The organism is Rathayibacter sp. AY1B7 (genome assembly GCF_002932735.1).
In the GTDB taxonomy this organism is placed as follows: Bacteria; Actinomycetota; Actinomycetes; order Actinomycetales; family Microbacteriaceae; genus Rathayibacter.
The window spans coordinates 1-22,127 of the sequence record NZ_PSWK01000003.1 but is presented as its reverse complement, the minus strand read 5'-3'; the positions used below and the strand labels follow the sequence as shown (position 1 = coordinate 22,127).

The window sequence follows — 22,127 nt, the reverse complement described above, 5'->3', positions numbered from 1 at the left end:
GGCTACTGGCCGCCCTCGGCCTGCAGCGCCCGCGAGAGCGCCTCGGTCAGCTGCTCGTCCGCCGCCGCGAAGGCGGTGAGGTCGCCCGCCTTGAGGGCGTTCTCGCGAGCCGTGAGGGCGTCCCGCGCGTCGTTCAGCGCCTGCTGCAGCGCCGTCTGGTCGCCCGTGGCCGGCGTGGAGCCGGTGCCGCCGGTCGTGCCGCCCGCGTCGCCTCCGGTGTCGCCGCCCGAGGTGCCGGTGCCGGCGTCCGGAGTCGTCGGCGTGCCGGTGTCGCCCGCGTCGGCTCCCGAGTCGCCGCCGAAGAGGCTGTCGAGGGCCGCGTCGAGGGTGTCCTCGAAGGCGATGTCGTCACCGAACGCGACCAGCACCTTCTGCAGGAGCGGGAAGCTCGTGTCTCCGTTGGAGCGCACGTAGATCGGCTGGACGTAGAGCAGGCCGCCGCCGACCGGCAGCGTGAGCAGGTTGCCCCTCGTGACGGTGGTGTCGCCGCGGGAGAGGATGTTCAGCTCGTTCGCGACCGTCGGGTCGGTGGTGAACGCGTTCTGCACCTGGCCGGGGCCGGGCACCGTGTCGTCCTTCGGCAGCTCGAGCAGGCGTAGCGTGCCGTAGCCGTCGGCCACGGAGCCCGCCGTCGAGCCGGCGTCGGAGTCGGCCACGAGGTAGCCGGTCAGCACGTTGCGGCTGGCCTGCGCGCCCTGGACGCTCGCCGGGATGTACGTCGAGTAGAGCGAGTACGACGGCACGTCCTGATCCGGCGTCTGCAGCGTCAGGTAGTACGGCGGCTGCAGGCTGGTGCCGGTCGCGGCGGCCGTGGTCGCGGCTCCGCTGGTCGGGTCGTTCGGCGTCGCCCAGGCGTCCTCGCGGGAGTAGAAGGAGCCCGCGTCGGTCACGTGGTAGGTGCCGAGGACCGCGCGCTGGACCTTGAAGAGGTCCTCCGGGTACCGGACATGGCTGAGCAGCTCACCCGACATGTCGCTCACGGGCTTCACCGTGGTCGGGAAGATCTTCTGCCAGGTCTGCAGGATCGGGTCCTCGGTGTCCCACGCGTAGAGCGTGACGCTGCCGTCGTACGCGTCGACGGTCGCCTTCACCGAGTTGCGGATGTAGTTGACGTCGTCGGTCGGGAACTGCTGCTGCGTGTTCGTGTCGGCGATCGCCTGCGAGAGGCTCTGCACCTCCGAGTACGGGTAGTCGGCCGAGGTGGTGTACCCGTCGACGACCCACTTCACGCGGCCGTCGACGACGGTCGGGTAGGCGTCGGAGTCGAGCTTGAGGTACGGCGCGACCTTCTGGACGCGCTGCACGGGATCGCGGTCGTAGAGGATCTGCGAGTCGTCGTTCACGCCGTCCGACAGGAAGATCTGCTCGGACTGGAACTTGATCGCGTAGACGAGCTTCTTGAAGACGTTGTCGAGAGCGGGGCCGCCCTCGCCGTCGAAGGTCGTGTAGGTCTGCTGCGCGCCGTCGGTGCCCGAGGGGTAGTCGAGCTCGATGTCGCGCGAGTCGTTGCCGCCCACGATCGAGTACGGCGGGGAGTTCTCGCCGAAGTAGATCCGCGGCTCGTAGTCGCCGAGGTCGCCCGTCGTCGGGACGCCGGACTCGATGAACACCGGCTCGCCGTCGGCCGATCGCTGGTTGCCGTACGCGGCGACCAGGCCGTAGCCGTGGGTGTAGACCAGCGTCTGGTTGTACCAGGTCTGGTTGGTGCCGAGGCCGTTGAGGTTCAGCTCGCGGACGCCGACCACGGCGTCCTGCGTCGATCCGTCGATGGAGTAGCGGTCGACGTCGAGCGCGTTCTGCGTGTCGCCGAACTTGTAGTACTGGCGGAACTGCTGCAGCTGCGAGAACGCGTCGGTGACGACGGCGGGGTCGAGGATGCGGATGTTCGCGGTGGTCTCGGCGTCCGAGCGCAGGGCGCCCGGCTCCGCGTCGGTGGTCGCGTCGTAGGGGATGACGTCGACGTCGCTGACGCCGTAGGCCTGGCGCGTCATGTCGATGTTGTTCTGGATGAAGGGCTGCTCGAGCGTGCGCTCGTTGGGCTCGACCTGGAACTTCTGCACGATCCACGGGTAGAGGGAGCCGACGAGCAGGCTCGACACGATCAGCAGCGCGGTGCCGATGACCGGGAAGCGCCAGCGGCCGATGAAGGCGGTGACGACGAAGAGGATCGCGACCAGCGCCGCGATGCCGGCCAGGATCTGCAGGCCCGGGATCGTCGCGTTGACGGTGGAGTAGGTGGCGCCGGTGATGCGGGGCCCCTGCTGCGCGAGCGTCGCGTACTGGTCGAGCCAGAGGCTGACCGCCTGCACGGCGAGGTAGAGGGCGGCGATGACCGCCAGCTGGATGCGCGAGGCCTTCGAGATGCGGATCTCGCGGCCGTTCACCCGGATCGCTCCGTAGAGGTAGCCGGTGGCGAGGGTCGCGAACGCCGAGATCAGCAGGACCGCCGACGCGAAGCCGACGATGCTCTGGTAGAAGGGCAGCTCGAAGAGGTAGAACGACGTGTCGAGGCCGAACTGCGGATCCGTGGTGCCCGAGGGCGTGCGGTTCCAGAAGGTGAGGCTCGTCTGCCAGCGGGTGGCGGAGGAGACGCCGGCGAAGAGGCCGAGCACCGCGGGGATCCCGAAGGTGGCCAGGCGCCGCAGCGGCTCCACGACCTGCTGGTAGCGGTCGATCTGCGAGTTGAGCTTCGCGTAGACCGGCCGGAGGCGGTAAGCCAGCATCAGGCTGATGAACACCGGCACCGCCATGGCGACGAAGCCGATGACGAAGAGACCGCCCGCCGCCGCCCACTGCGTCGTGAGCACGGAGAGGAAGCCGAGCTGGTCGTACCAGAGGATGTCGGTGTACAGACCGGCGAAGACGAAGAACGCCACCACCAGGACGGCCACCACCACGACAGTGACGGCGAGGACGCTCCGTCTCTTCCGCGGCGGGGTTTCGGTTGCTGTGGAACTCACGTGAGGGCCTCTTGCTGTCGAGATGTGAGGGGAGGCCACCCATGCTATGCGACGGCTGTCCGGCTCACCTGGGCGTCGACCCGGGGTCGGCGGGCGGGATCAGTCGAGGGGAGCGGCGGTGCTGCAGTCCGGCAGCCCGGAGGTGTCGCCCGCCGCGATGCCCTTCAGTGCGGCGAGGGCGTCGTCGAGGGTCGAGACCGCGAGCACGTCGAGCCCGTCGGGGACGTGGCCGACGACCTCGTTGCAGTTGGTCGCGGGGGCGAGGAAGTACTCGGCTCCGGCGCCCTCCGCCCCGTAGAGCTTCTGGCGGATCCCGCCGATGGCGCCGACCTCGCCGGCCGCGTCGATCGTGCCGGTCCCGGCGACGCTCCGCCCGCCGTTGAGCTCGCCCTCGGTGAGCTTGTCGATGATCCCGAGGGCGAACATCATGCCCGCGCTCGGCCCGCCCACGTCGTCCAGCTGGATGTCGACCTCGAAAAGGAAGTCGAAGGCCGCTCCGGGGAGGACGCCGATGACGGCGGCGCCGTTCGAGTCGCGCGGCGTGACCTCCACCTCCTGCCGGGCGCCCTCGCGCTCGATGCTGACCTGCACCGGGGAGCCTGTGCCGAGGGTCTGCAGGGTCGTGCGCAGGGCGGTCGCGTCGGCGACGGGGGTGCCCGCGACCGCGAGGATCTCGTCCCCCGCCTCCAGGACGCCCTCGGCCGGGGAGCCCTCGGGCACCTGCACGACCGAGACGCGCTGCTCGACGGGGTAGCCGAGCTCGGTGAGCGCGGCGGCGATCGCCTCCTGCTGGGAGTCGGTCATCTCGGCCTGGTTGGCCTCGTCGCGCTCCTCGACCGTGGAGGAGGGAGGGAAGATCGCGTCGACCGGGACGACCGCCTTGGTCCTGTCGAACCAGGCGCTCGCGACCTCGACCCAGGTGGGCAGGCTCTGCGGGTTGCCGACGACCGACACGGTGAGCATGTCGAGCGTGCCGGCCGTGGGGTAGGTGGTGCGGTCCGGGATCGAGATGAGGGGCACGTCCTTGCTGCTGCCCAGGGTGTCGAACACGGGGCCGGGCTGCTCGATCACGTAGGGGGCGGGCGCGACGCCCAGACCGACCACGACGGCGACACCCGAGAGGAGGACGACCGGTCCGACCCACGGGCGGCGCGGGGAGGAGGAGGGGCGCGGGTCGTCGGAGAACAGCGACACGGGGGCCTTTCTGGCAACGGGTGGAGCGGCTCCGCCGGGATGTTCGCGGCGGGCGGAAGCGGGCTGGGCCCGAGCGGTGCTCTGCACGCCGAGGCCCCGGGCGCTCGGGCTAACGTAGCTTGCACGACTGGGAGTCGCGCCGGAACCGGCGCCCTGTGCAGGGCCGCGGAGGCGGTGCGGCGACCGGATTCACGTGAGCGACGGAGGGCTGATCCCGATGGCCGATGGCGACAGTGCGGACCGAGCGGGCGGCGGCTCCGAGGACGAGTTCCGGGAGATGCTGCGGCAGTTCCTCTCGGGGAACGGCCCGGTCGACCCCTCGCAGCTCGCCGGAGCGGCGGGACTGCCGAACGACCCGGTGGCCCTGCAGAACCTGCTCTCGCAGCTGCAGAGCGCGATGCAGCAGAACGGCGACGGCGGCGTCAACTGGACGCTCTCGCTCGAGCAGGCGAAGCAGCTCGCGCGCGCCGAGTCCGCGCCGGTGTCCGACTCCGTGCGGGCTCCGATCGACGCGGCCTTCGGCGTCGCCGCGCTCTGGCTCGACGAGGTCGCGTACGTCTCCGAGCTGAGCCGCACGCCGCGCTCGATCAGCCGCCTCGAGTGGATCTCCCTGACGATGCCGGTCTGGACCCAGCTCGCCGAGCCGGTGGCGCTGAGCATCTCGGACGCGCTGACCCGCGTGCTCCGCGAGCAGGCCCCGGAGGAGATGCAGGCGATGATCGCCGGTGCCGAGGGCATGATGCGCGGGATCGGCGGCACCCTGTTCGCCCTGCAGCTGGGCCAGGTCGTCGGGCAGCTCGCCGCCGAGGTCGTCTCGGGCGGCGACATCGGCATCCCGCTGCTGGAGGAGAACGACGCGGCGATCCTGCCGCAGAACGTCGCCGCGTTCGGCGAGGGCCTCGACATCCCGCTCGACCAGGTGCAGCTGTACCTGGCGGTCCGCGAGCTCGCGCACGCCCGCCTCTTCCGGCACGGCAAGTGGCTCCGTCTCGCTCTCATCTCGCAGATCACCGACTTCGCGCGCGGGATCAGCATCGACACCACCCGCCTCGAGGAGCTGGCCGAGGGCTTCGACCCGTCGAACCCCGAGGAGCTCCGCGACGCGATGACCTCCGGCGCGCTCATCCCGCCGAAGACGGAGGAGCAGCTCGCCGCGCACGGCCGCCTCGAGACCGTCCTCGCCCTCATCGAGGGGTGGGTCGACGTCGTCACCGCGGCGGCGACCACCCGCCTGCCCAGCGCCGGGGCGATCGCCGAGACGGTCCGCCGCCGCCGCGCCTCCGGCGGGCCGGCCGAATCCGCCTTCGCCACCCTCGTCGGCCTGGAGCTGCGCCCGCGCCGCCTCCGCGAGGCCGCCGCGATGTGGCAGGCCGTGACCGACGCCGTCGGGCCCGAGGCCCGCGACTCCCTCTGGTCGCACCCCGACCTGCTCCCCGGCTCGGAGGACCTGGACGACCCGAGCGCGCTCGTCGCCCGGCTCACGGCCGAGGCCCGCGGCGAGACCCCGGAGCCCGACGAGATGGACCGCGCGCTGGAGGACCTGCTGAACGGCACGATGCCGCGCGAGGGCGACGGCGCCTCCGGAGACGCTCCGGACACGACCGACGACGCCGGCTCGCCGGACGACGACGACCGCGGCTCCTCCCCCACGGGCGACCGCCCCGTCTGACCCCCCGTCCGGCGCCCGCCTGTGGACAACTCGCGCGGCGCCGGGCCGGTCTCGGCCATGATCGCCGGATGGTGCTCCGGCTCGATCCCCGACTCCCCCTGCTCTGGCGCTCCGCGACCGCGGTGCAGCTCGGCCTCGACCGGCCGCACGCGGTGCTGGACGGCGTCGGCTACCCGGAGGAGCTGCTGCTCGACGCCCTCCGCGTGGGCACCAGCGCCGGCACCGTCCGCCTGATCGCGGCGCGCGCCGGAGCGAGCGAGGCGCGGGTCGACGAGGTGCTCGAGGCGCTCCGGCCGGTCCTGCTGCGCAGCGTCGAGCCCGGCGACCCTCCCCCGGCACCGCGGGTCGTCGTCGAGGGGACGGGCGCGGCACCGGACGCACTGCGCACGCTGCTCCGGAGCGAGGGCTGCTCGCTGGTCGCCGACGACGGGACGCCGGACCTCGCCGTGCTGATCGCCGACTTCACGGTCGCCCCCGCCCGCGCCGCGCACTGGCTCGCGGCCGATGTGCCGCACCTGGCGGTGGTGTTCGGCGACGAATCGGTGCGCCTCGGACCCCTCGTCGAGCCGGGTTCGGGACCGTGCCTGCACTGCGCCGAGCGGGACCGGATGGACCTCGACCCGGATCGCGCGCGCCTCGTGATCCAGGTGCTCGGCCGCACGGCCCCCACCCGCACGCCGCTCGCGAGCGCGGCGATCGCCGTGGCGGCCGCCGACGCCGTGCTGCGGCGGCTGCTCGCGGGCTGGCGAGGGCTCCGCGGGGCCGAGCGGATCTACAGCGACGCCTCCGGAGCGTTCACCGTGCGGGAGCGGGAGCCGCACCCCGAGTGCGCGTGCCGAGCTCTTCGAGGAAGCGCGACGGCTCCCTCCGCGTGACGCGGCCGACCGTCGAGCGCGCCCATGACAGGCGCAGGCGCCGGCGGGCCCGGGTGATGCCGACGTAGAGGAGGCGCCGCTCCTCGTCGATCGCCTCGAGGCCGGCGGCGTACGAGATCGGCAGCAGGCCCTCGGCGAGCCCCATCAGGTGCACCGACTCCCACTCGAGGCCCTTCGCCGAGTGCAGCGTGGCGAGGGTGACCGCGCCGCGGTCCGGCTCGTGGTGCGCCTGCTGGCGTGCGATCAGGTCGTCCGTGAACTGCCGGAAGGTCCATCCGGCAGGGGCCTCGTCGACGAGGCGGGCCAGCGTGTCCAGCGACTCCCACCGGTCGCGCACCGCACCGGGCGCCGACGGGGGCTCGGCGCTCCAGCCGAGCGAGCGGAGGACGTCGCTCACCGACTTGAACAGCGGCTCGCCGCTGATCGACACGGACGCCGCGCGCAGCTGCATCACGGCCTGCTTCACCTCGGGGAGGTCGAAGAAGCGCTTGCCGCCGCGCATGTGCGCGCTCACTCCCCGCTCGTGCAGGGCGTGCTCGATGACCGCCGACTGGCTGTTCGTGCGGAAGAGGACCGCGATGTCGGAGGGGCGCACCCCCGCCTCGATGTCGGCCGCGACCCGCGCCGCGATCCCGCGCGCCTCCGCGATGTCGTCCGGGTAGGCGTCGATCGCGGGCTCCGGCGCCTCGGCGGCGGCGACGGCGTGGAGCGAGAGGGCGCCGGGCCTGCCCCGCATGAGGCGGTTCGCGGTCTGCACGATCGGCGCGGCCGAGCGGTAGTTCTCCTCCAGACGCACCACGGTGGCGGCCGGCCAGCGGGACGGGAAGTCGAGGAGGTAGTCGGCCCGCGCACCCGCGAAGGAGTAGATGGTCTGGCTGGCGTCGCCGACGACGCAGAGGTCGCTCCGGTCGCCGAGCCAGAGCTCCAGGAGCCGCTGCTGCAGCGGCGAGACGTCCTGGTACTCGTCGACGACGAAGAAGCGGTACTGCTCGCGCACCTGCATCGCCATCGCGGGCTCGGACTCGAGCATCCCGGCGGTCACGAGCAGGACGTCCTCGAAGTCGATCTGGCGGCGCTGGTCCTTCAGCCCCTCGTACTCGTCCACGAGCGCGACCGTCTGCTCCAGGGTGAGCCGTCCGGGCAGGGGGCGCGTGCGGGCGGCGACGGCGTACTGCTCGAGCGAGAGGGCGGACACCTTCCGCCACTCGATCTCGGCCGAGAGGTCGCGGAGCGTCGCCGTGTCGAGCTTCAGGCGGAGCCGCTCGGCCGCGTGCCCGAGCAGGCGGGCCTTGCCGTCGAGCAGCTGCGGCATCGTGCCCCCCACCAGCTGCGGCCAGAAGTAGCCGAGCTGCGAGAGAGCCGCTGCGTGGAACGTGCGGGCCTGGACGCCCCCGGCGCCGAGCACCCGCAGGCGCGAGCGCAGCTCGGCCGCGGCGCGGCTGGTGAAGGTCAGTGCCATGACGCGACCGGGCGTGTAGACGCCGGTCGCCACTCCGTGCGCGATGCGGTGCGTGATCGTCCGGGTCTTGCCGGTGCCCGCTCCCGCGAGGACGCAGACCGGCCCCAGCAGCGCCTCCGCCGCCTCGCGCTGCCCCTCGTCGAGTCCGTCGAGCAGGGTCACGCGATCGGGCCGTTCTCCAGCTCGCCTCCGTACCAGTCCTCGATCATCGCGCGGGCGATGGACGAGCGGCCGGGCAGCAGCACGGACTCGAGCGAGTCGTGCAGCTGCTGCCGGGTGAACCAGCGCAGCTCGACGATCTCCTCGCCGTCCGGGAGCAGATCCTCCGGGGACTGGTCCTCGGCGAGGCGGGCGGTGAAGCCGACCATGAGGGAGGCGGGGAAGGGCCAGGGCTGCGAGCCGAGGTACTGCGGGTCGACGACGCGCATGCCCGACTCCTCGCCGATCTCGCGGATCACGGCGGCCTCGAGCGACTCGCCCGGCTCGACGAAGCCGGCGAGCAGGGAGAAGCGGCCGGTGCCCCACATCGCGTTCGAGCCGAGGAGGAGGCGGTCGTCCGCGTCGAGGACGCAGACGATGATCGCCGGATCCGTGCGCGGGAAGACCTGGCTGCCGTCGGTGGGCGAGCGGCGGACCCAGCCGCCCTGCTCGACGACGGTCGGGTCGCCGTTGCGGGGCGAGTAGCCGTGCGAGGCGTGCCAGTTCGCGATGGCGAGAGCCTCGGTGAACAGGCCCGCGTCGCGGTCGCTCAGGCGCTCGGCGATCGGGCGCAGGCCGTTCCACCGCTCCTCGTCGGGCTCGAGCTCGGCGGCGGCCGCGTCGGTGAGGACGGTCGCGATGACGGGGGTTCCGACCGGCTCGCCGGGGGCCTCGGCGAGCGTGCGGCCGAGGTAGATCCGGAGGGTTCCGGCGGTCACGTCCTCGGGGCGGCGCAGGAAGAGGCGGTCGGCCTCGACCAGAGTCCGGTCGTGGTGCAGGACGAGCACGCGGGTGGCGGGATCGGCGAGCAGCTCGTCGAAGAGCGCGGGCCGCGAGCGTCCGACGCCGTCGCGGTCGGCCGCCTGTCGCGAGAGCGGGAGGCGATCGGCGAAGGGCAGTGACATCCGGGGCTCATTTCGTGACGGGGGCCGCGAGGACCGCTGTCGCGGGCCTTCGACGGCATCGGCGGGACAGCGCGTGGCGGCGGGCCGGCCGGGCACGAGCCGCCTACCCTGGAAACCATGGCCAGATCCCATCTCACTCTAGCCGCGCTGGCCACCTCGGCCGTCGAGGGCCTCGACGTCCGCTCCGCGCGCCCCTTCACCTCCTCGACGCACGGCGACTTCGACTCCGCCCTGCTGACGACGCGCGAGGGCGCCCGCCTCGTCGTGCGCGTTCCCACGTCCGCGCTCGCGGAGCAGGAGCAGCTCGGCGACCTCGTCGCGCTCCGAGCGCTGACCGCCGGCATCCGCAGCCGCCTGCCCTTCGATCTGCAGGAGAGCGTCGGGCAGACGCCGTTCGACGGCACCCGCGCGGTCGTCTACGAGTACCTCGAGGGAGATCGCGTCCTCATCGACGACGTGGCCGCGCAGAGCGGGCTCGCGGACTCGATCGGCCGGGCCGTCGGGGCGATCCACTCGCTCCCGGTGTCGTTCGTCCAGGAGGCGGGCCTGCCGATCGCGACCGCGCGCGACAGCGTGAACGAGACGGTCGCGGTGATCGAGCGCGCGGCCGACACCGGCCACGTCCCGGCGGCGCTCGTCGCGCGCTGGGAGTCGGCCTCCTCCGACGAGGCGCTCTGGCAGTTCGACCCGACCGTGGTGAACGGCTCGATGACCGCCGACTCCTTCCTCCGCTCGGGCGACGTCGTCGCGGCCGTGCTCGGCTGGGCGGCGCTGCGGGTCGGCGATCCGGCGCGCGACCTGCACTGGCTGCTGAGCGCCCCGGGCTCCGAGACGGCGCTCTCCGCCTACTCCCGGATGCGCGCGGGAGCAGTGGACCGCACGATCCGCCAGCGCGCCCAGCTCTACGCCGAGCTCGAACTCGCCCGCTGGCTGCTGCACGGCACCGAGACCGACGACTCCGCCATCGTGGACGACGCGGTCGCCATGCTCGACACGCTGGTGGACAGCGTGCTCGGCGACCTCTCCGCGCCCCTCTCGACCGACACCGGCCCGGTGCTGGAGGTCTCGGAGGTCGAGGAGCTGCTCAACCGCACGCCGGGAGCCCGCACGGGCTCCTCCGCTCACGGCCGCGGGCTCGCTCCCGTCGCCGAGGAGAGCGACTCCGCGAGCTCGCGCTCGGAGTAGAACCGCTCGGGCCGCAGCACGAGGTCGTCGGCGACGAAGTAGAACACGGCGTCGACGCTCTCGAGCGGCACCCCCCGCCAGCGCGAGTAGGCGAGCCGGTACAGCGCGAGCTGGAACTGCTTGAGCTCGAGGTCGGCGGCGTCCTTCGGCGCCCGCCCGGTCTTCCAGTCGACGATCTGCACGCCGTCCTCCGTCGGGTACACCGCGTCGAGCTTGCAGACGACGACGTGGCCTGCGAGCTGGAGGTGGATCTCGATCTCGACCGCCTCCGGGCGCCGGTCGGCCCACTCCGAGCGCTCGAAGGTGGCGATCAGGGCGTCGAGCCGCTCCTGCTCGACGCTCGCGGGGCCGGCGTCGTCGAGCTCGTCGGGGAAGGTGTCGACCGCCTCCGCCCCGCCCTGGACGCCGAAGCGGTTCTCGACCCAGGAGTGGAAAGTCGTGCCGAGCCGGGTCTGCCGGTAGGGGCGATCCGGCATCGGCCGGCGCAGCTGCGCCGCGACCTCGTCCGGCGTGCTGACGATGTCCTTGAACCGGGAGGCGGGGATGCGGGTGGGCAGCGGCGTGCGCTCGCCCCCGGCCAGCCGCACCGCCCGCTCGGCGAGCAGCAGGCGGATGTCGTCGCCGCGCGCTCCGAGCAGAGCGGGCTCGGCGCTGCGGACCCGGGCGGCGGCGGCGCGGACCCGGTCGCCGCGGGAGCCGAGCGGATCGTGGGGCCAGCGGAACGTGCGCGGGGCCCGCTCGAGCGGGTTCTCCTCGTTCGCGGGCTCGGTCGGCAGCGGCGGGATCGTGCCGGCCTCCTCGAGGTCGCGAAGGAAGACGCCCGGTCCGCGCGGCTTGGCCTGGCCGGCCCACCACGAGCCGCTGAGCAGGAGGTGGTGACGCGCCCGCGTGACGGCCACGTAGGCGAGACGCCGCTCCTCCGCCTCGTTGCGCTCGCGGAGGGTGTCGCCGAACGCTCCGATCGCGTCGACGACCTCCTTCTGCGTGCTGCAGCCGCGCCAGGCGAGATCGGGGAGCTCGGCGGCGTCGCCGCGGAACGCGTAGGGCATCGCACCCAGTCTGACCCACCCGCGGAAGCCCTCGACCGGCGTGCCGGGGAGCTCGCCGTCGACCATCCGCGGGACGGCGACGAGGTCCCACTCCAGACCCTTGGAGCCGTGGATCGTCAGCAGCTGCACCGTCCCCGGCTCCGGGTCCTCCGGTCGCGGGGCCAGGCCGTCGCGCTTGTCCGCGAGGACGAGCCAGCGGAGGAATCCGCGGAGGGAGGAGCCGGTGCCGGCGCCGCGGTCGTCCGTCTGCAGGTACCCGGCCACCGCCTCGCGGAAGGCCTCGAGGTTGGCGCGGCCGTCCCCGCGCGACTCGTTCGCCTCGACCTCGATGTCCAGGCCCAGCTCCTGCTCGACCAGGGTGACGAAGTCGAGGAGGTCGAGCCCGGCCCGGGCGCGCAGCCGGGCGAACAGGGTGCCCGCCTCGTGCAGGCGCCGCAGGCCCTCGGCGCTGAACCCGCCGAGCGCGGAGTGGTCGATGCGCCCGTCGTCGCCGGGGCGGCGCGCCGCGATGAAGTCGAGGGCCTCGACGATCGAGCCGCCCTCTCCCTCGGTGACGGAGGCGCGCATCCGCTCGCGCACCTCCTCCGGAAACAGCCTGTGCGCGTGGTCGCGCGCCGCGAGCCACGAGGCGAGGTCGCGCAGCGCCTTGAGATCGCGGACGCCCAGACGCCAGCGGGCGCCGGCCAGGAGGCGGACGAGCTCGCTGCCGGCGGCCGGGTCCTCGACCACGGTGAGCGCGGCGACGAGGTCGGCGATCTCGGGCTGCCGCAACAGGCCCCCGATGCCGAGGATGTGGTACCGGACGCCGTGCTTCGCCAGCGCGGCGGCGAAGCGGTCCATGTGCGCGCGCACCCGGAAGAGCACCGCGGCCGACGGCGGCTCGGCGCTCTGGCGCAGGCGCCCGGCGAACCAGGCGGCGACGTCGTCCGCCTCCTCCTCGATCGTCTCGGGGAAGGTGAGCTCGACCGGGTGCTCGGAGGCCTGAGGACCCGCGCTCAGCGTGTCGACCGCGACCGCGCTCCCCGCCGACAGCGGCTCCACGATCGCGTTCGCGGCGGTCAGCACGCGGCGGCCGTTGCGCCAGCTCGTGCTGAGGGAGAAGCGGCCCGCTCCCCCGAAATCGGTGCCGAAGCGGCCGAGCCCCTCGGCGCTCGCACCGCGCCAGCCGTAGATCGACTGGTGCGGGTCGCCCACGGCCATCACTCCCTGCCCGGTGAAGAGCCGCGAGAGGAGGCGGGTCTGCAGCACGGAGGTGTCTTGGTACTCGTCGAGGAGCACCACCCGGTACCTCGCGCGGTGCTCGTCCACGATCCGCGGCACCCGGTCGACGATCCGCAGCGCGAGGGCCACCTGGTCCGAGAACTCGACGAAGCCGCGCTCGGCCTTCGCCTCCTGGAACCGCTCGGCGAGCGCCGTCAGCACCGGCAGCGCGCCCACGGCCTGCAGCGCCTTCTCGAGCTCGCGGTAGAGCCCCGAGCCGCTGCCTCCGCGCGGCAGCTCGCCCAGGCGGAGGAAGTCCTCGGCGAACGCGGCGACCGCGGCCGGATCGGCGAGGTTGTCGGCGAGGTCGTGCGCGAGCGAGACGACGAGGTCGGTCAGCCGGTCGATGCCCGCCTCCACCTCGAGGATGCGCGGATCGGCCGTGTCGGCCACGACTCCCCGCGCGAGATGCCAGGCGGAGGCCTCGGAGAGCACGGTCGCGTCCCCCTCGCGGCCGATCAGGGCCGCGTTGTCGCGGAAGATCGTGTTCGCGAAGGCGTTGTAGGTCGAGACGGTGGCGGCCTCGAACGGGTCGGGCGCCGACTGCCCGGGCGCGAGCGGGAGCAGGCCCGCCGCGCCGAGCTGGTCGATCCTCCGCCCGATGCGCTCGCCGAGCTCGGCCGCCGCCTTGCGGGTGAAGGTGAGGCCGAGCACCTCCGACGGCGCCGCGTGGCCGTTCGCGAGGAGCCAGAGGACGCGGTTCGCCATCGTCTCGGTCTTGCCGCTGCCTGCACCGGCGACCACCAGGGCAGGCTCGAGCGGCGCCTCGATGACGGCGCGCTGCTCGGCGGTGGGCGGGCGCAGGTCGAGGCGCTCAGCGATGGTCAGGGCGTCGATCACGGCAGCTCCTCCTCGGAGACGGCGGAGGGGTCGGGGTCGGCGGGGCCGGAAGGATCGGCCGGCGCATCGGGACCCGGCTCCTCGGAGTCCTCCAGGTCCTCTGTCTCGTCGACCTCGTCGATCGCCAGGAGTCCGTCCCCCGGGACCTCGGGCACCGCGTGGATGCGGTACCGCAGGGCGTCGCCGGGGGAGAACGGGGTCGCGTCGAGCAGGCCCGAGAAGCCCGCCGCCGCCATGCCCAGGGCCGCGGCGCGGACGCGATCGCGCAGCCGCTCCAGCTCCTCCTCGCCGAAGCGCTCCTGGACCACCTCGCGGTACGGCTTCCCGCGCACGCCCGTCGCCACGAAGAGCAGCTTCGCGCCTCCCCCGTCGGCCGGGTCGGCCGCCTCGATCGCCCCTTCGGCGACGGCGAGCTGATAGCTGCCCAGCTGCGCGTGCTCGGCGATGTCGTCCTTGCGGGGGGTGCTGCGGCCCGTCTTGAGATCGACGATCGTGACGGAGCCGTCGGGCGCGCGCTCGACGCGGTCGATCGAGCCCCGCACCCGGGCGGGCGGGACGTCGAGCTCGAACTGCTGCTCGCGGCCGAGCACCACGCCTCCCCCGCGCTCGAAGTCGGCGAGGTAGCCCGCGAGGCCGTCGATCAGCCGCCGTGTGACGCGCTTCTGCCGCTCCCCCAGCCAGGGCGATTCGAAGACCAGCTCGGGCCACCGCGACTCGAGAGCCGCCCACAGCTCCTGCGGATCGGGCCGCTCGGCGTTCTCGAGGACCCAGTGCACGAGGGTGCCGACCCCCATCGCCGTGCTCGTCGTGGAGCCGGAGACGGCGTCGACGAACCAGTCCAGAGGGGACCGCTCGAAGGCCTCGAGGCGGCTCGGCGAGACGGAGACGGGACGCTCGGGGTCGCCGACGTCGAAGAGCGGCTCCGTGGTCGAGGGCTCGAGCACCCCGGACCAGGAGGAGGGGTCGGCGCCGGGGACCTCCGCGAGCGCCAGGGCGCTGAGCCCTCGGATGGCGGCGGGAGCCTCGGTCGAGTCCGGTGTGGTGGCGGTCCGGCGCAGCGCCGCCACCGCCCCGCGCAGCGTGAGCGGCACCGCGGAGGCCGGATCGAGCCGCGGCGCGTCCGGCGGGGTGAGCCGGAAGAAGAGGGAGGGCGTCTCGTCCTCGCCCGCGACGGCGCTGAGCACCAGCTGCCGCCGGGCGCGCGAGGCGGCCAGGGCGAACATCCGGAGCTCGTCGTCGAGAGTGGCCTTGCGGGCGTCGAGCGGCAGTCCGCCCTCGCCGCGGGCGTGCCGCAGCAGGCCGTCCGGATCGAGCAGCGAGCCGCGCTGGCGGAGGTTGGGCCAGACGCCGTCCTGCAGCCGCGCCACCACCACGACGTCGAACTCCAGGCCGACGACCGAGGAGGGCGTGCCGATGAGGACCGCGTCCTCGACGGAGCGCGGAGCGAGAGTGTCCTCGGGGACCTCCGCCTCGAGGATCTCGGTGACGAAGCCGATCGCGGAGTGCCCGGTCGCCCGCTCCACGAACCGGCGCGCGGCGCTGAAGAGGGCGACCACGCCGTCGAGGTTGCGGTTGGCCTCGGCGGCGGTCAGGCCGGTGCCGAGGGCGAGCTCGCGCCAGGAGGACGCGACGCGGCTGGACTCCCACGCCGACCACAGGAGCTCCTCGATCGAGCCCCCCTCCTCGTGCAGGCGGCGGACCCGGTCGATCGTCACGGCCAGCCGCTCGGCCTGCCGGGCGGGAGCGGAGTCGATGGTCGCGAATCGGCCGGGCGCGGCGAGGGCCTCGACCAGCAGCGGGTCGCTCGCGCGGATGCCGCCGCCGGCCAGCTCCTCCGCCCGGAGCGCGAGCCGGAGCCTGCGCAGCCCCAGCCGGTCGACCCCGCCGAAAGGGCCGAGCAGCAGCTCCGCCGCGAGTTCCGCGTCGAGGGGCCGCTCGCCGATCGCGACGCCGACCAGCACGAGCAGCGCCCGGGCCGCGTGATCGTCGCGCAGCGCCCGTCCGGCGAGCACGGAGCGGGTCGGCACCTCCGCCACCGCGAGCGCCTTCACCAGCGGCTGGACCGCGGCTCCGGAGCGGACGACGACCGCCATCCGCCGCCACGGCACTCCGTCGCGCAGCCGCCGCTCGCGCAGCAGCCGCGCCACCGTCGCCGCCTCCCGCGCCGCCGTCGGGGCGTGCAGCACCAGGACGGGCGCCGGGCCCGCCTCGGGGGCCGGAGCCGCGACCGCCGCCCGCTGCCGGCCGGCCGCCGCGGTGCCGATCCGCTCGGTGGCCGCGGACACGACCGCCCGCAGCGCGGCCGAGTGGCGGTGCACGCGCGCGAGCACCAGCGTCTCGACGTCGGACGCGCCGATGCTCGCGGCGAACCGGCCGAGCGTGTCGGAGGCCGCGCCGCGGTAGGCGCTGGTCGCCACGTCCGGATCGCCCAGCGCGATCACGGTCACCCCGCGCTCCGTCAGCGCCCGCAGCAGCACGAGCGTCGACTCGCTCGCCTCCTGGAGGTCGTCGACGACGACCAGACGCAGCGCGTCGATCCGCTCGCCGCCCTCGCCCGCGCGGATCGCCTCGGCCGCATAGGCCGCGAACTCCGCAGCGTCCAGGCGGGTCCCCGCCTGGGGCGCCATCCACTCGACCACCTCGCGCAGCTCGTCGAGCACGTCGGCCGCCGCGCTCCACTCCCCTCGCTCCGCGTCGATCCCGAGGGCGCGGATCGCGTCCGAGTCGAGCCCGTGCTCGGTCGCCCGCATCCCGAACTCGCGGAGCTCGGTCCGGAAGGTCCGCAGCCGCAGCACCTCGGGGCTGAACTCCTCCGGCCACCGCGGGCCGGTCCCCTCCTCGAGGTGGCCCTCGACGAGCTCCGACAGGAGTGCGTCCTGCTCGCCGCCGGTCAGGAGGGTCGGCCGCTCGAGGCCTCGCTCCTTGGCGGAGGAGGTGACCGCCTCGAACGCGAGCGAGGTCGCGGTCCGGGCGAGCGGGCCCCGGGTCGGCACTCCCAGCCGCAGGGCGAGCACGTCGCGCAGGGCGGTGGCGGCGGTGCGGCTGGCCGCGAGCACCACGACCGACTCGGGCGGGTACCCCCGCTCGAGGACGCGCTCGGCGACCAGCTCGACGACCGTCGTGGTCTTGCCCGTCCCCGGCGCCCCGAGCACGGCGGCGCTGCGGCCCTCGGGCAGCGCGAGCACCGCGCGCTGGGAGTCGTCCAGCACGACCGCGGGCTCGCCCGGGAGCGCCTCGCCGACGGAGGCTGCGGTGGAGGGAGCGGGGGTCGCGGGAGCGGTCACACGACCACGGTAGCCACCGGGTCCGACACTCCCGCCCGTCCCCGCCGGGAGCCCCGGCCGCCCGCTCCGCTCACCGCGAAACCGGCGCGGTCGTCCGAGCGCGGTCCCGTATCCTGACACCCTCGTCCCCTCCCGAAAGGCACTGCTGGTGGAAATCCGTATTGGAATGGTCAACACCCCGCGCGAGCTCAACTTCGAGTCGTCGATGTCCGTGACCGAGGTCGAGAAGACGGTGACCACCGCTCTCGAGGCCGGCACCGCCGTCCTCCGCCTCCGCGACGAGAAGGGCAAGATCTACATCGTCCCGACCGCCACCATCGCCTTCGTCGAGGTCGGCTCCGAGGAGTCGCGCCGCGTCGGCTTCGTCGCCTAGAGCGTCCCGGGCGGACACGTCGTGGAGCTCCTCTTCATCACCCTGTTCGGGGTCCTGATCGGTCTCGCCGCGCGCTACGGGCTGCCGCACCGGCACCTGCACGGCTCCGTGCTGGTCCCGGCGATCGGCGGCCTCGTCGCCGCAGTCGTCTGGGTCGCACTGACCTGGGCGGGCCTGCCGTGGGACGGCGGCCTGATCTGGGTCCTGTCCCTCGTCGCGACCGCCGTGGTCGTCGTCCCGGTCGGCCTCTCGCTCGGGCGCAGCCGCGCCCGCCGCGACGAGGCCTCCCTGCAGGCGATGCTCTCGGGACGCGTCGCCCCCTGATCCGAGCCGGAGGCGCGGGAGTCCTCGGACTTCCGCGCCTCCGTCGTCCCGGATTCCGGGGCAGTGCGACGCCGGGAACCGTCAGGCCGTGAGCCCCAGCGCGTCCATCCGGCGCGTGTGCGAGGCGATGAGCTCGGTGAACACCGGCTCGATCCGCGACTCGTCGGAGTCGTGGTTGCCCGAGCCCATCAGCGCGGAGCGCGCCACGAGGAGGGTGTCGCCCACCAGGCGGCGGCCCCAGACGGCCAGGCGCGAGCCCAGGCGCCCGTCCGCGGCGATCTCGCGGCGGAGGATCGCGATCACGCCGTCGACGCCCGTGTCCGCGCCGAGCGTCTGCGCGATGCGCGGCCCCACGTCGGTGGGCAGCCCGCCGGTGAGGCGGATGAAGAAGTCGTCGAGCAGGCCCGCCGTGATGTACGCCGAGAGCAGCGTCTCGTGGAGGTCCGCGCCGCGGGTGAGCCGCTCGAAGGTGTCGATCGCGGGGCGGAACGGCGCCATGGCCTCGCCGGGCTCCACGTCGCGGCGGCGCAGCTCGGCGACGACGGCGTGGTGCTTCGCGAGCGCCGTGCCGGCGGCGGAGGAGATGGCCTCCTTGTCCGCGAGGTCGTCGGTCTCGGCGACGGCGCGCGCCAGCACCTCGAACACCGCGAGCTGGAGGTAGGCGACCTGGCCGAGGTAGGGCAGCACCTCGGGGGTGAGGTCGGCGAGGTCGACGCGGTCGCGCTTCTGGCTCGACTCCCCGCGCGGCGTCAGGCGGGGCACCTCGAGCAGGGGACGTCGACGTCGGAACCAGGCAGCCATTTCCTCAGCATAGGGCGCCGGAGGGGCGGGGTTCCGGGGCCGGCGGGGCCGGGAGCAGTAGACTCGCCGGGATGTCACCGGCGCTGGATCGGTGACCCTGCGCCCGGAGTCGTACAGGGGCGTAGACCGTTCGACACGACAGGCGCTTCACTCCGTGACTTTCTCCGATCTGAACATCGACGACGACATCGTCGCCGCACTCGCCGCCAAGGGCATCCTCGAGCCGTTCCCCATCCAGGAGCAGACGATCCCCCTGGCCCTGCAGAAGCAGGACATCATCGGCCAGGCCAAGACCGGCACCGGCAAGACCTTCGGCTTCGGCCTCCCCCTCATCCAGGCCCTCGGCACCGACCCGGAGCCGGGCGTCAAGGCGCTCATCGTCGTCCCGACCCGCGAGCTCGCCGTGCAGGTCACCGAGGACATCGAGCTGGCGGCCTCCAACCGGCCGACCAAGATCGTCTCGATCTACGGCGGCAAGGCCTACGAGGGCCAGATCGAGCAGCTGAAGGCCGGCGCGCAGATCGTCGTCGGCACGCCCGGCCGGCTCCTCGACCTCGCCGGGCAGCGCCTGCTCTCGCTCGCCAACGTGCAGGTGATGGTCCTCGACGAGGCCGACAAGATGCTCGACCTGGGCTTCCTCTCGGACATCGAGAAGCTGTTCGCGCAGACGCCGCCCACCCGCCACACCATGCTCTTCTCGGCGACGATGCCGGGCGCGATCGTCGCGCTCGCGCGCCGCTTCATGAACAAGCCCATCCACATCCGCGCGACCGACCCCGACGAGGGCATCACGCAGGCGAACATCAAGCACATCGTCTACCGGGCGCACTCGCTCGACAAGGACGAGGTCATCGCGCGCATCCTGCAGTCCGAGGGCCGCGGCAAGACCGTCATCTTCACCCGCACGAAGCGCGCCGCGGCCCGCATCGTCGAGGAGCTCAACGACCGCGGCTTCAACGCGGCGGCCGTGCACGGAGACCTCAACCAGGAGCAGCGCGAGCGCGCGATGGCGGCGTTCAAGGCCGGCAAGAAGGACATCCTGATCGCCACCGACGTCGCCGCGCGCGGCATCGACGTGAACGACGTCACCCACGTGATCAACCACACGATCCCGGACGACGACCAGACCTACCTGCACCGCGTCGGCCGCACCGGGCGCGCGGGCAAGACCGGCATCGCGGTGACCTTCGTCGACTGGGAGGACCTGCACAAGTGGGCCCTCATCAACCGGGCGCTGGAGTTCGGCCAGCCCGACCCGGTCGAGACCTACTCGTCGTCGCCGCACCTCTACACCGACCTCGACATCCCCGCGGGGACCAAGGGACGGCTGAAGCCGACCCCGATCCCCGCCGAGGCGAAGGCCGACGCGCGCCCGGACCGGGGCGAGCGCTCCGACCGCGGCGAGCGCTCCGAGCGGGGCGACCGGCCGCCGCGTCGCCGCACCCGCTCCGACTCCGCCGACTCGACCGCTCCGCAGCAGACCGGCCCCGCTCCCTCGAGCGAGAGCAAGGAGCATCACGACGGCAACAGCGAGCCGCGCCGCCGCACCCGGTCGCGCCGCCGCTCGCCGCGCCCCGACGCGCAGGCCTGAGCCTCCGCGCCCCGAGCCCGTCCCCCCGCGATCCGTCGCGGGAGGGCGGGCTCCCGGCGTCTCAGCGGCTCTCCCGCGACTCAGCGGCTCTCCGCCTCTCAGCGGTCACGGTGATCCGGCGGCTCTCCGCCTGTCAGCGGCTCTCCGCGACTCAGCGGGCGGAGGAGCGGATCGCGTCGACGGTCGCGCGCGCGGTCGTGTTCTCGCCCAGGCGGTTGGGCTTGCCCGTGCCGTGGTAGTCGCTCGAGCCCGTGGTGACGAGCGAGTACTGCTCGGCGAGCTCGCGCAGGCGGCGCTTGCCGTCGGCCGTGTTCTCGCGGTGCTCGACCTCGAGGCCGAACAGGCCGGCGTCGACGAGCTGCGGGAGGATCGACTCGACCGCGATCCCGCGGGCGCTCGCGGCCGGGTGCGCGATGACCGGGACCCCGCCCGCCGCGCGAACCAGGCGCACGGCGTCGACCGGGTCGGGGGCGTAGTGCGGGCGGTAGTAGCCGCCGCGCCAGTCGAGGATCCCCGCGAAGGCCGCGGAGCGGTCGGTGGCCAGGCCGCGGGCGACGAGCGCGTCGGCGATGTGCGGACGCCCGATGGTCGTGCCCGGGCTGGTCTGGGCGAGGACGTCGTCCCAGGTGAGGTCGTAGTCGGCCGCGATCGCGGTGACGATCGCCTCCGCGCGGTGCGTGCGGGCCGAGCGGATGCGCGCGGTCTCGGCCACGAGCCCCGGATCCGCCGGATCGACGAGGTACGCGAGGACGTGGACGCTGGCCCAGCCGACGCGGGAGGAGAGCTCCATGCCGGGCAGCAGGTCGATGCCCGCCTCCTCGGCCGCGGCGAGCGCCTCGGCCCAGCCGCCGGTCGTGTCGTGGTCGGTGAGCGCCACTCCGGCGAGCCCGGCCGCGGCCGCGGCCCGCACCAGGACGGCCGGAGCCTCGGTGCCGTCGGAGACGACGGAGTGGGTGTGGAGGTCGTAACGGCCCCCGTCGACATGCATGCGCTCATCGTAGACGCGCCGCCTGCGAGCCCTCCGATGCCCTAGTAGCCTGGGCGGCGATGGGGACGAGACTGGTGAAGACCGCGGTGGCGGTGATCGTGGCGATCGCTCTGCTGGTGGTCGCGGCGCCCGGCTTCTTCGGGATCGCCCGGGAGGCCCCCTTCGCCCAGCTGGTGCCGTTCCGGCTCGCGACGGGCGCGGCGGCCGTCGGGCTCGCCGCTGTCCTGGTCGTGATCGCGGTCCTCGTCGCTCCGGTCAGGCGCCTCGCGCTGGCCCTCGCGGCGCTCGGCGTCGTCTTCGCGCTCGTGCTCGCGGGAGTGCAGGGAGCGCGGGGCTACGACTCCGCCGCTCCGCGCGCCCACCGCCTCGCCGACGTGCGCCTCGCGACCTGGAACGTGCTGCACGACGGCGTGCCCGTCGACACGATCGCCTCGCTCGCCCGGGAGAGCGCGGTCGACGGCATCGCCCTCCTCGAGGTCTCGCAGACGCACGCGCAGGACGTCGTGAACGCGCTCAGCGCCCAGGGGATGTCGATGACCCTCCACTACGCCGGGTCGGGCGCCGACGACGGGGCGGCCCTGCTGCTCTCCCCCTCGCTCGGCGGCTACAGCGTCGACACCGCCGCGGTCGTCACCGGATCGACACCGTCCCTCGTCGCACGCCCCGACACTCCCGAGCGCCCCGTCCTCGCCGCGGTGCACACCATGGCGCCGATCCCCTCGCGCCTCGCGGAGTGGCGGAGCGATCTGCTCTCGGTCTCCGCGCTCTGCTCCGCGGAGGAGGACGTCGTGGTCCTCGGCGATCTGAACTCCACGGTCGACCACTGGACCGGGCTGCCGGGCTCGGCCACGCTGGGCGGCTGCCGCGACGCGGGGACCGTCGCGGGCGGCGCCGCCCTGGGCACCTGGCCGTCCTCGGTCCCGCCCGCGCTCGGCGCCCCGATCGACCACGTCCTCTTCTCCGGACGCTGGGAGGTCTCGGGCTACCAGGTCGTCGACGACCGCGACGACGCCGGGAGCGACCACCGGCCGCTGGTCGTCCAGCTCTCGGTCCGCGGGATGGTGAAGGACGCGTCCTGACGTTCCTCCCCGACGCCGACTCCCCGTCCTCCTCCCCCGCCCGGCCCGTGGCGGCCCCCGCGGCCGTGCGGAGGAGGACAATGGGAGTCATGA

15 protein-coding genes are annotated in these 22,127 nt (G+C 73.8%); 7 read left to right on the top strand and 8 right to left on the bottom strand.

Going from position 1 to position 22,127, the window contains the following annotated elements:
* Positions 1-2: 2 nt before the first annotated feature.
* Together C5C95_RS02445 and C5C95_RS02440 are read right to left on the bottom strand one after the other, a co-directional pair.
* Complete coding sequence (locus C5C95_RS02445) at positions 3-2,960, bottom strand: UPF0182 family protein (RefSeq protein WP_181027225.1); 2,958 nt, start codon at positions 2,958-2,960, stop codon at positions 3-5.
* Positions 2,961-3,059: 99 nt separating this feature from the next.
* Positions 3,060-4,154 (bottom strand): PDZ domain-containing protein, encoded by a 1,095-nt coding sequence (locus tag C5C95_RS02440; protein ID WP_104323726.1) that lies wholly within the window; start codon positions 4,152-4,154, stop codon positions 3,060-3,062.
* 217 nt (positions 4,155-4,371) lie between these two features.
* On the opposite strand from C5C95_RS02440, the gene C5C95_RS02435 reads away from it, so the two are divergent.
* Complete coding sequence (locus C5C95_RS02435) at positions 4,372-5,823, top strand: zinc-dependent metalloprotease (protein ID WP_104238192.1); 1,452 nt, start codon at positions 4,372-4,374, stop codon at positions 5,821-5,823.
* A 68-nt stretch (positions 5,824-5,891) separates the two neighbouring features.
* On the top strand, positions 5,892-6,698 hold the full coding sequence (locus C5C95_RS02430) for a hypothetical protein (RefSeq protein WP_104323725.1): 807 nt from the start codon (positions 5,892-5,894) through the stop codon (positions 6,696-6,698).
* On the opposite strand, the gene C5C95_RS02425 is transcribed toward C5C95_RS02430, so the two are convergent.
* Both C5C95_RS02425 and nudC read right to left on the bottom strand, forming a co-directional pair.
* Positions 6,619-8,319, bottom strand: coding sequence for an ATP-dependent helicase (locus C5C95_RS02425; protein ID WP_104323724.1), 1,701 nt, complete (start codon positions 8,317-8,319; stop codon positions 6,619-6,621). The two genes, C5C95_RS02430 and C5C95_RS02425, sit on opposite strands and share 80 nt — an antisense overlap.
* Positions 8,316-9,260 carry an NAD(+) diphosphatase gene (gene nudC, locus C5C95_RS02420; RefSeq protein ID WP_104323723.1) on the bottom strand — a complete coding sequence of 315 codons (945 nt, stop codon included), beginning with the start codon at positions 9,258-9,260 and terminating at the stop codon, positions 8,316-8,318. Before nudC ends, C5C95_RS02425 begins: the two co-directional genes overlap by 4 nt.
* A gap of 117 nt (positions 9,261-9,377) precedes the next feature.
* On the opposite strand from nudC, the gene C5C95_RS02415 reads away from it, so the two are divergent.
* A complete protein-coding gene (locus C5C95_RS02415) occupies positions 9,378-10,445 on the top strand; it encodes a phosphotransferase (RefSeq protein ID WP_104224838.1) in 1,068 nt (355 codons plus the stop codon).
* On the opposite strand, the gene C5C95_RS02410 is transcribed toward C5C95_RS02415, so the two are convergent.
* Entirely contained in the window at positions 10,382-13,594 is a 3,213-nt protein-coding gene (locus tag C5C95_RS02410; protein ID WP_104323722.1) for an ATP-dependent DNA helicase, read from the bottom strand. The genes C5C95_RS02415 and C5C95_RS02410 overlap by 64 nt on opposite strands.
* Positions 13,591-16,878, bottom strand: coding sequence for an ATP-dependent DNA helicase (locus tag C5C95_RS02405; RefSeq protein ID WP_104323721.1), 3,288 nt, complete (start codon positions 16,876-16,878; stop codon positions 13,591-13,593). Before C5C95_RS02405 ends, C5C95_RS02410 begins: the two co-directional genes overlap by 4 nt.
* 148 nt (positions 16,879-17,026) lie before the next feature.
* On the opposite strand from C5C95_RS02405, the gene C5C95_RS02400 reads away from it, so the two are divergent.
* The gene (locus tag C5C95_RS02400; protein ID WP_104224841.1) at positions 17,027-17,251 is read left to right on the top strand and encodes a DUF3107 domain-containing protein; all 225 of its coding nucleotides are present in this window, start codon (positions 17,027-17,029) and stop codon (positions 17,249-17,251) included.
* A gap of 21 nt (positions 17,252-17,272) precedes the next feature.
* Positions 17,273-17,575 carry a hypothetical protein gene (locus C5C95_RS02395; RefSeq protein WP_104226942.1) on the top strand — a complete coding sequence of 101 codons (303 nt, stop codon included), beginning with the start codon at positions 17,273-17,275 and terminating at the stop codon, positions 17,573-17,575.
* Between the two features lie 81 nt (positions 17,576-17,656).
* Here the strand turns inward: C5C95_RS02395 and C5C95_RS02390 are convergent, their stop codons facing one another.
* On the bottom strand, positions 17,657-18,376 hold the full coding sequence (locus C5C95_RS02390) for a ferritin-like fold-containing protein (RefSeq protein WP_104261755.1): 720 nt from the start codon (positions 18,374-18,376) through the stop codon (positions 17,657-17,659).
* Between the two features lie 154 nt (positions 18,377-18,530).
* On the opposite strand from C5C95_RS02390, the gene C5C95_RS02385 reads away from it, so the two are divergent.
* Positions 18,531-19,967: a DEAD/DEAH box helicase gene (locus tag C5C95_RS02385; protein WP_104224844.1), complete on the top strand. Its 1,437-nt coding sequence runs from the start codon at positions 18,531-18,533 to the stop codon at positions 19,965-19,967.
* A gap of 151 nt (positions 19,968-20,118) precedes the next feature.
* On the opposite strand, the gene C5C95_RS02380 is transcribed toward C5C95_RS02385, so the two are convergent.
* A complete protein-coding gene (locus tag C5C95_RS02380; RefSeq protein WP_104224845.1) occupies positions 20,119-20,955 on the bottom strand; it encodes a PHP domain-containing protein in 837 nt (278 codons plus the stop codon).
* A 59-nt stretch (positions 20,956-21,014) separates the two neighbouring features.
* Between C5C95_RS02380 and C5C95_RS02375 the strand changes: the two genes are divergently transcribed.
* Entirely contained in the window at positions 21,015-22,034 is a 1,020-nt protein-coding gene (locus tag C5C95_RS02375) for an endonuclease/exonuclease/phosphatase family protein (RefSeq protein WP_146078796.1), read from the top strand.
* Positions 22,035-22,127 lie beyond the last annotated feature (93 nt).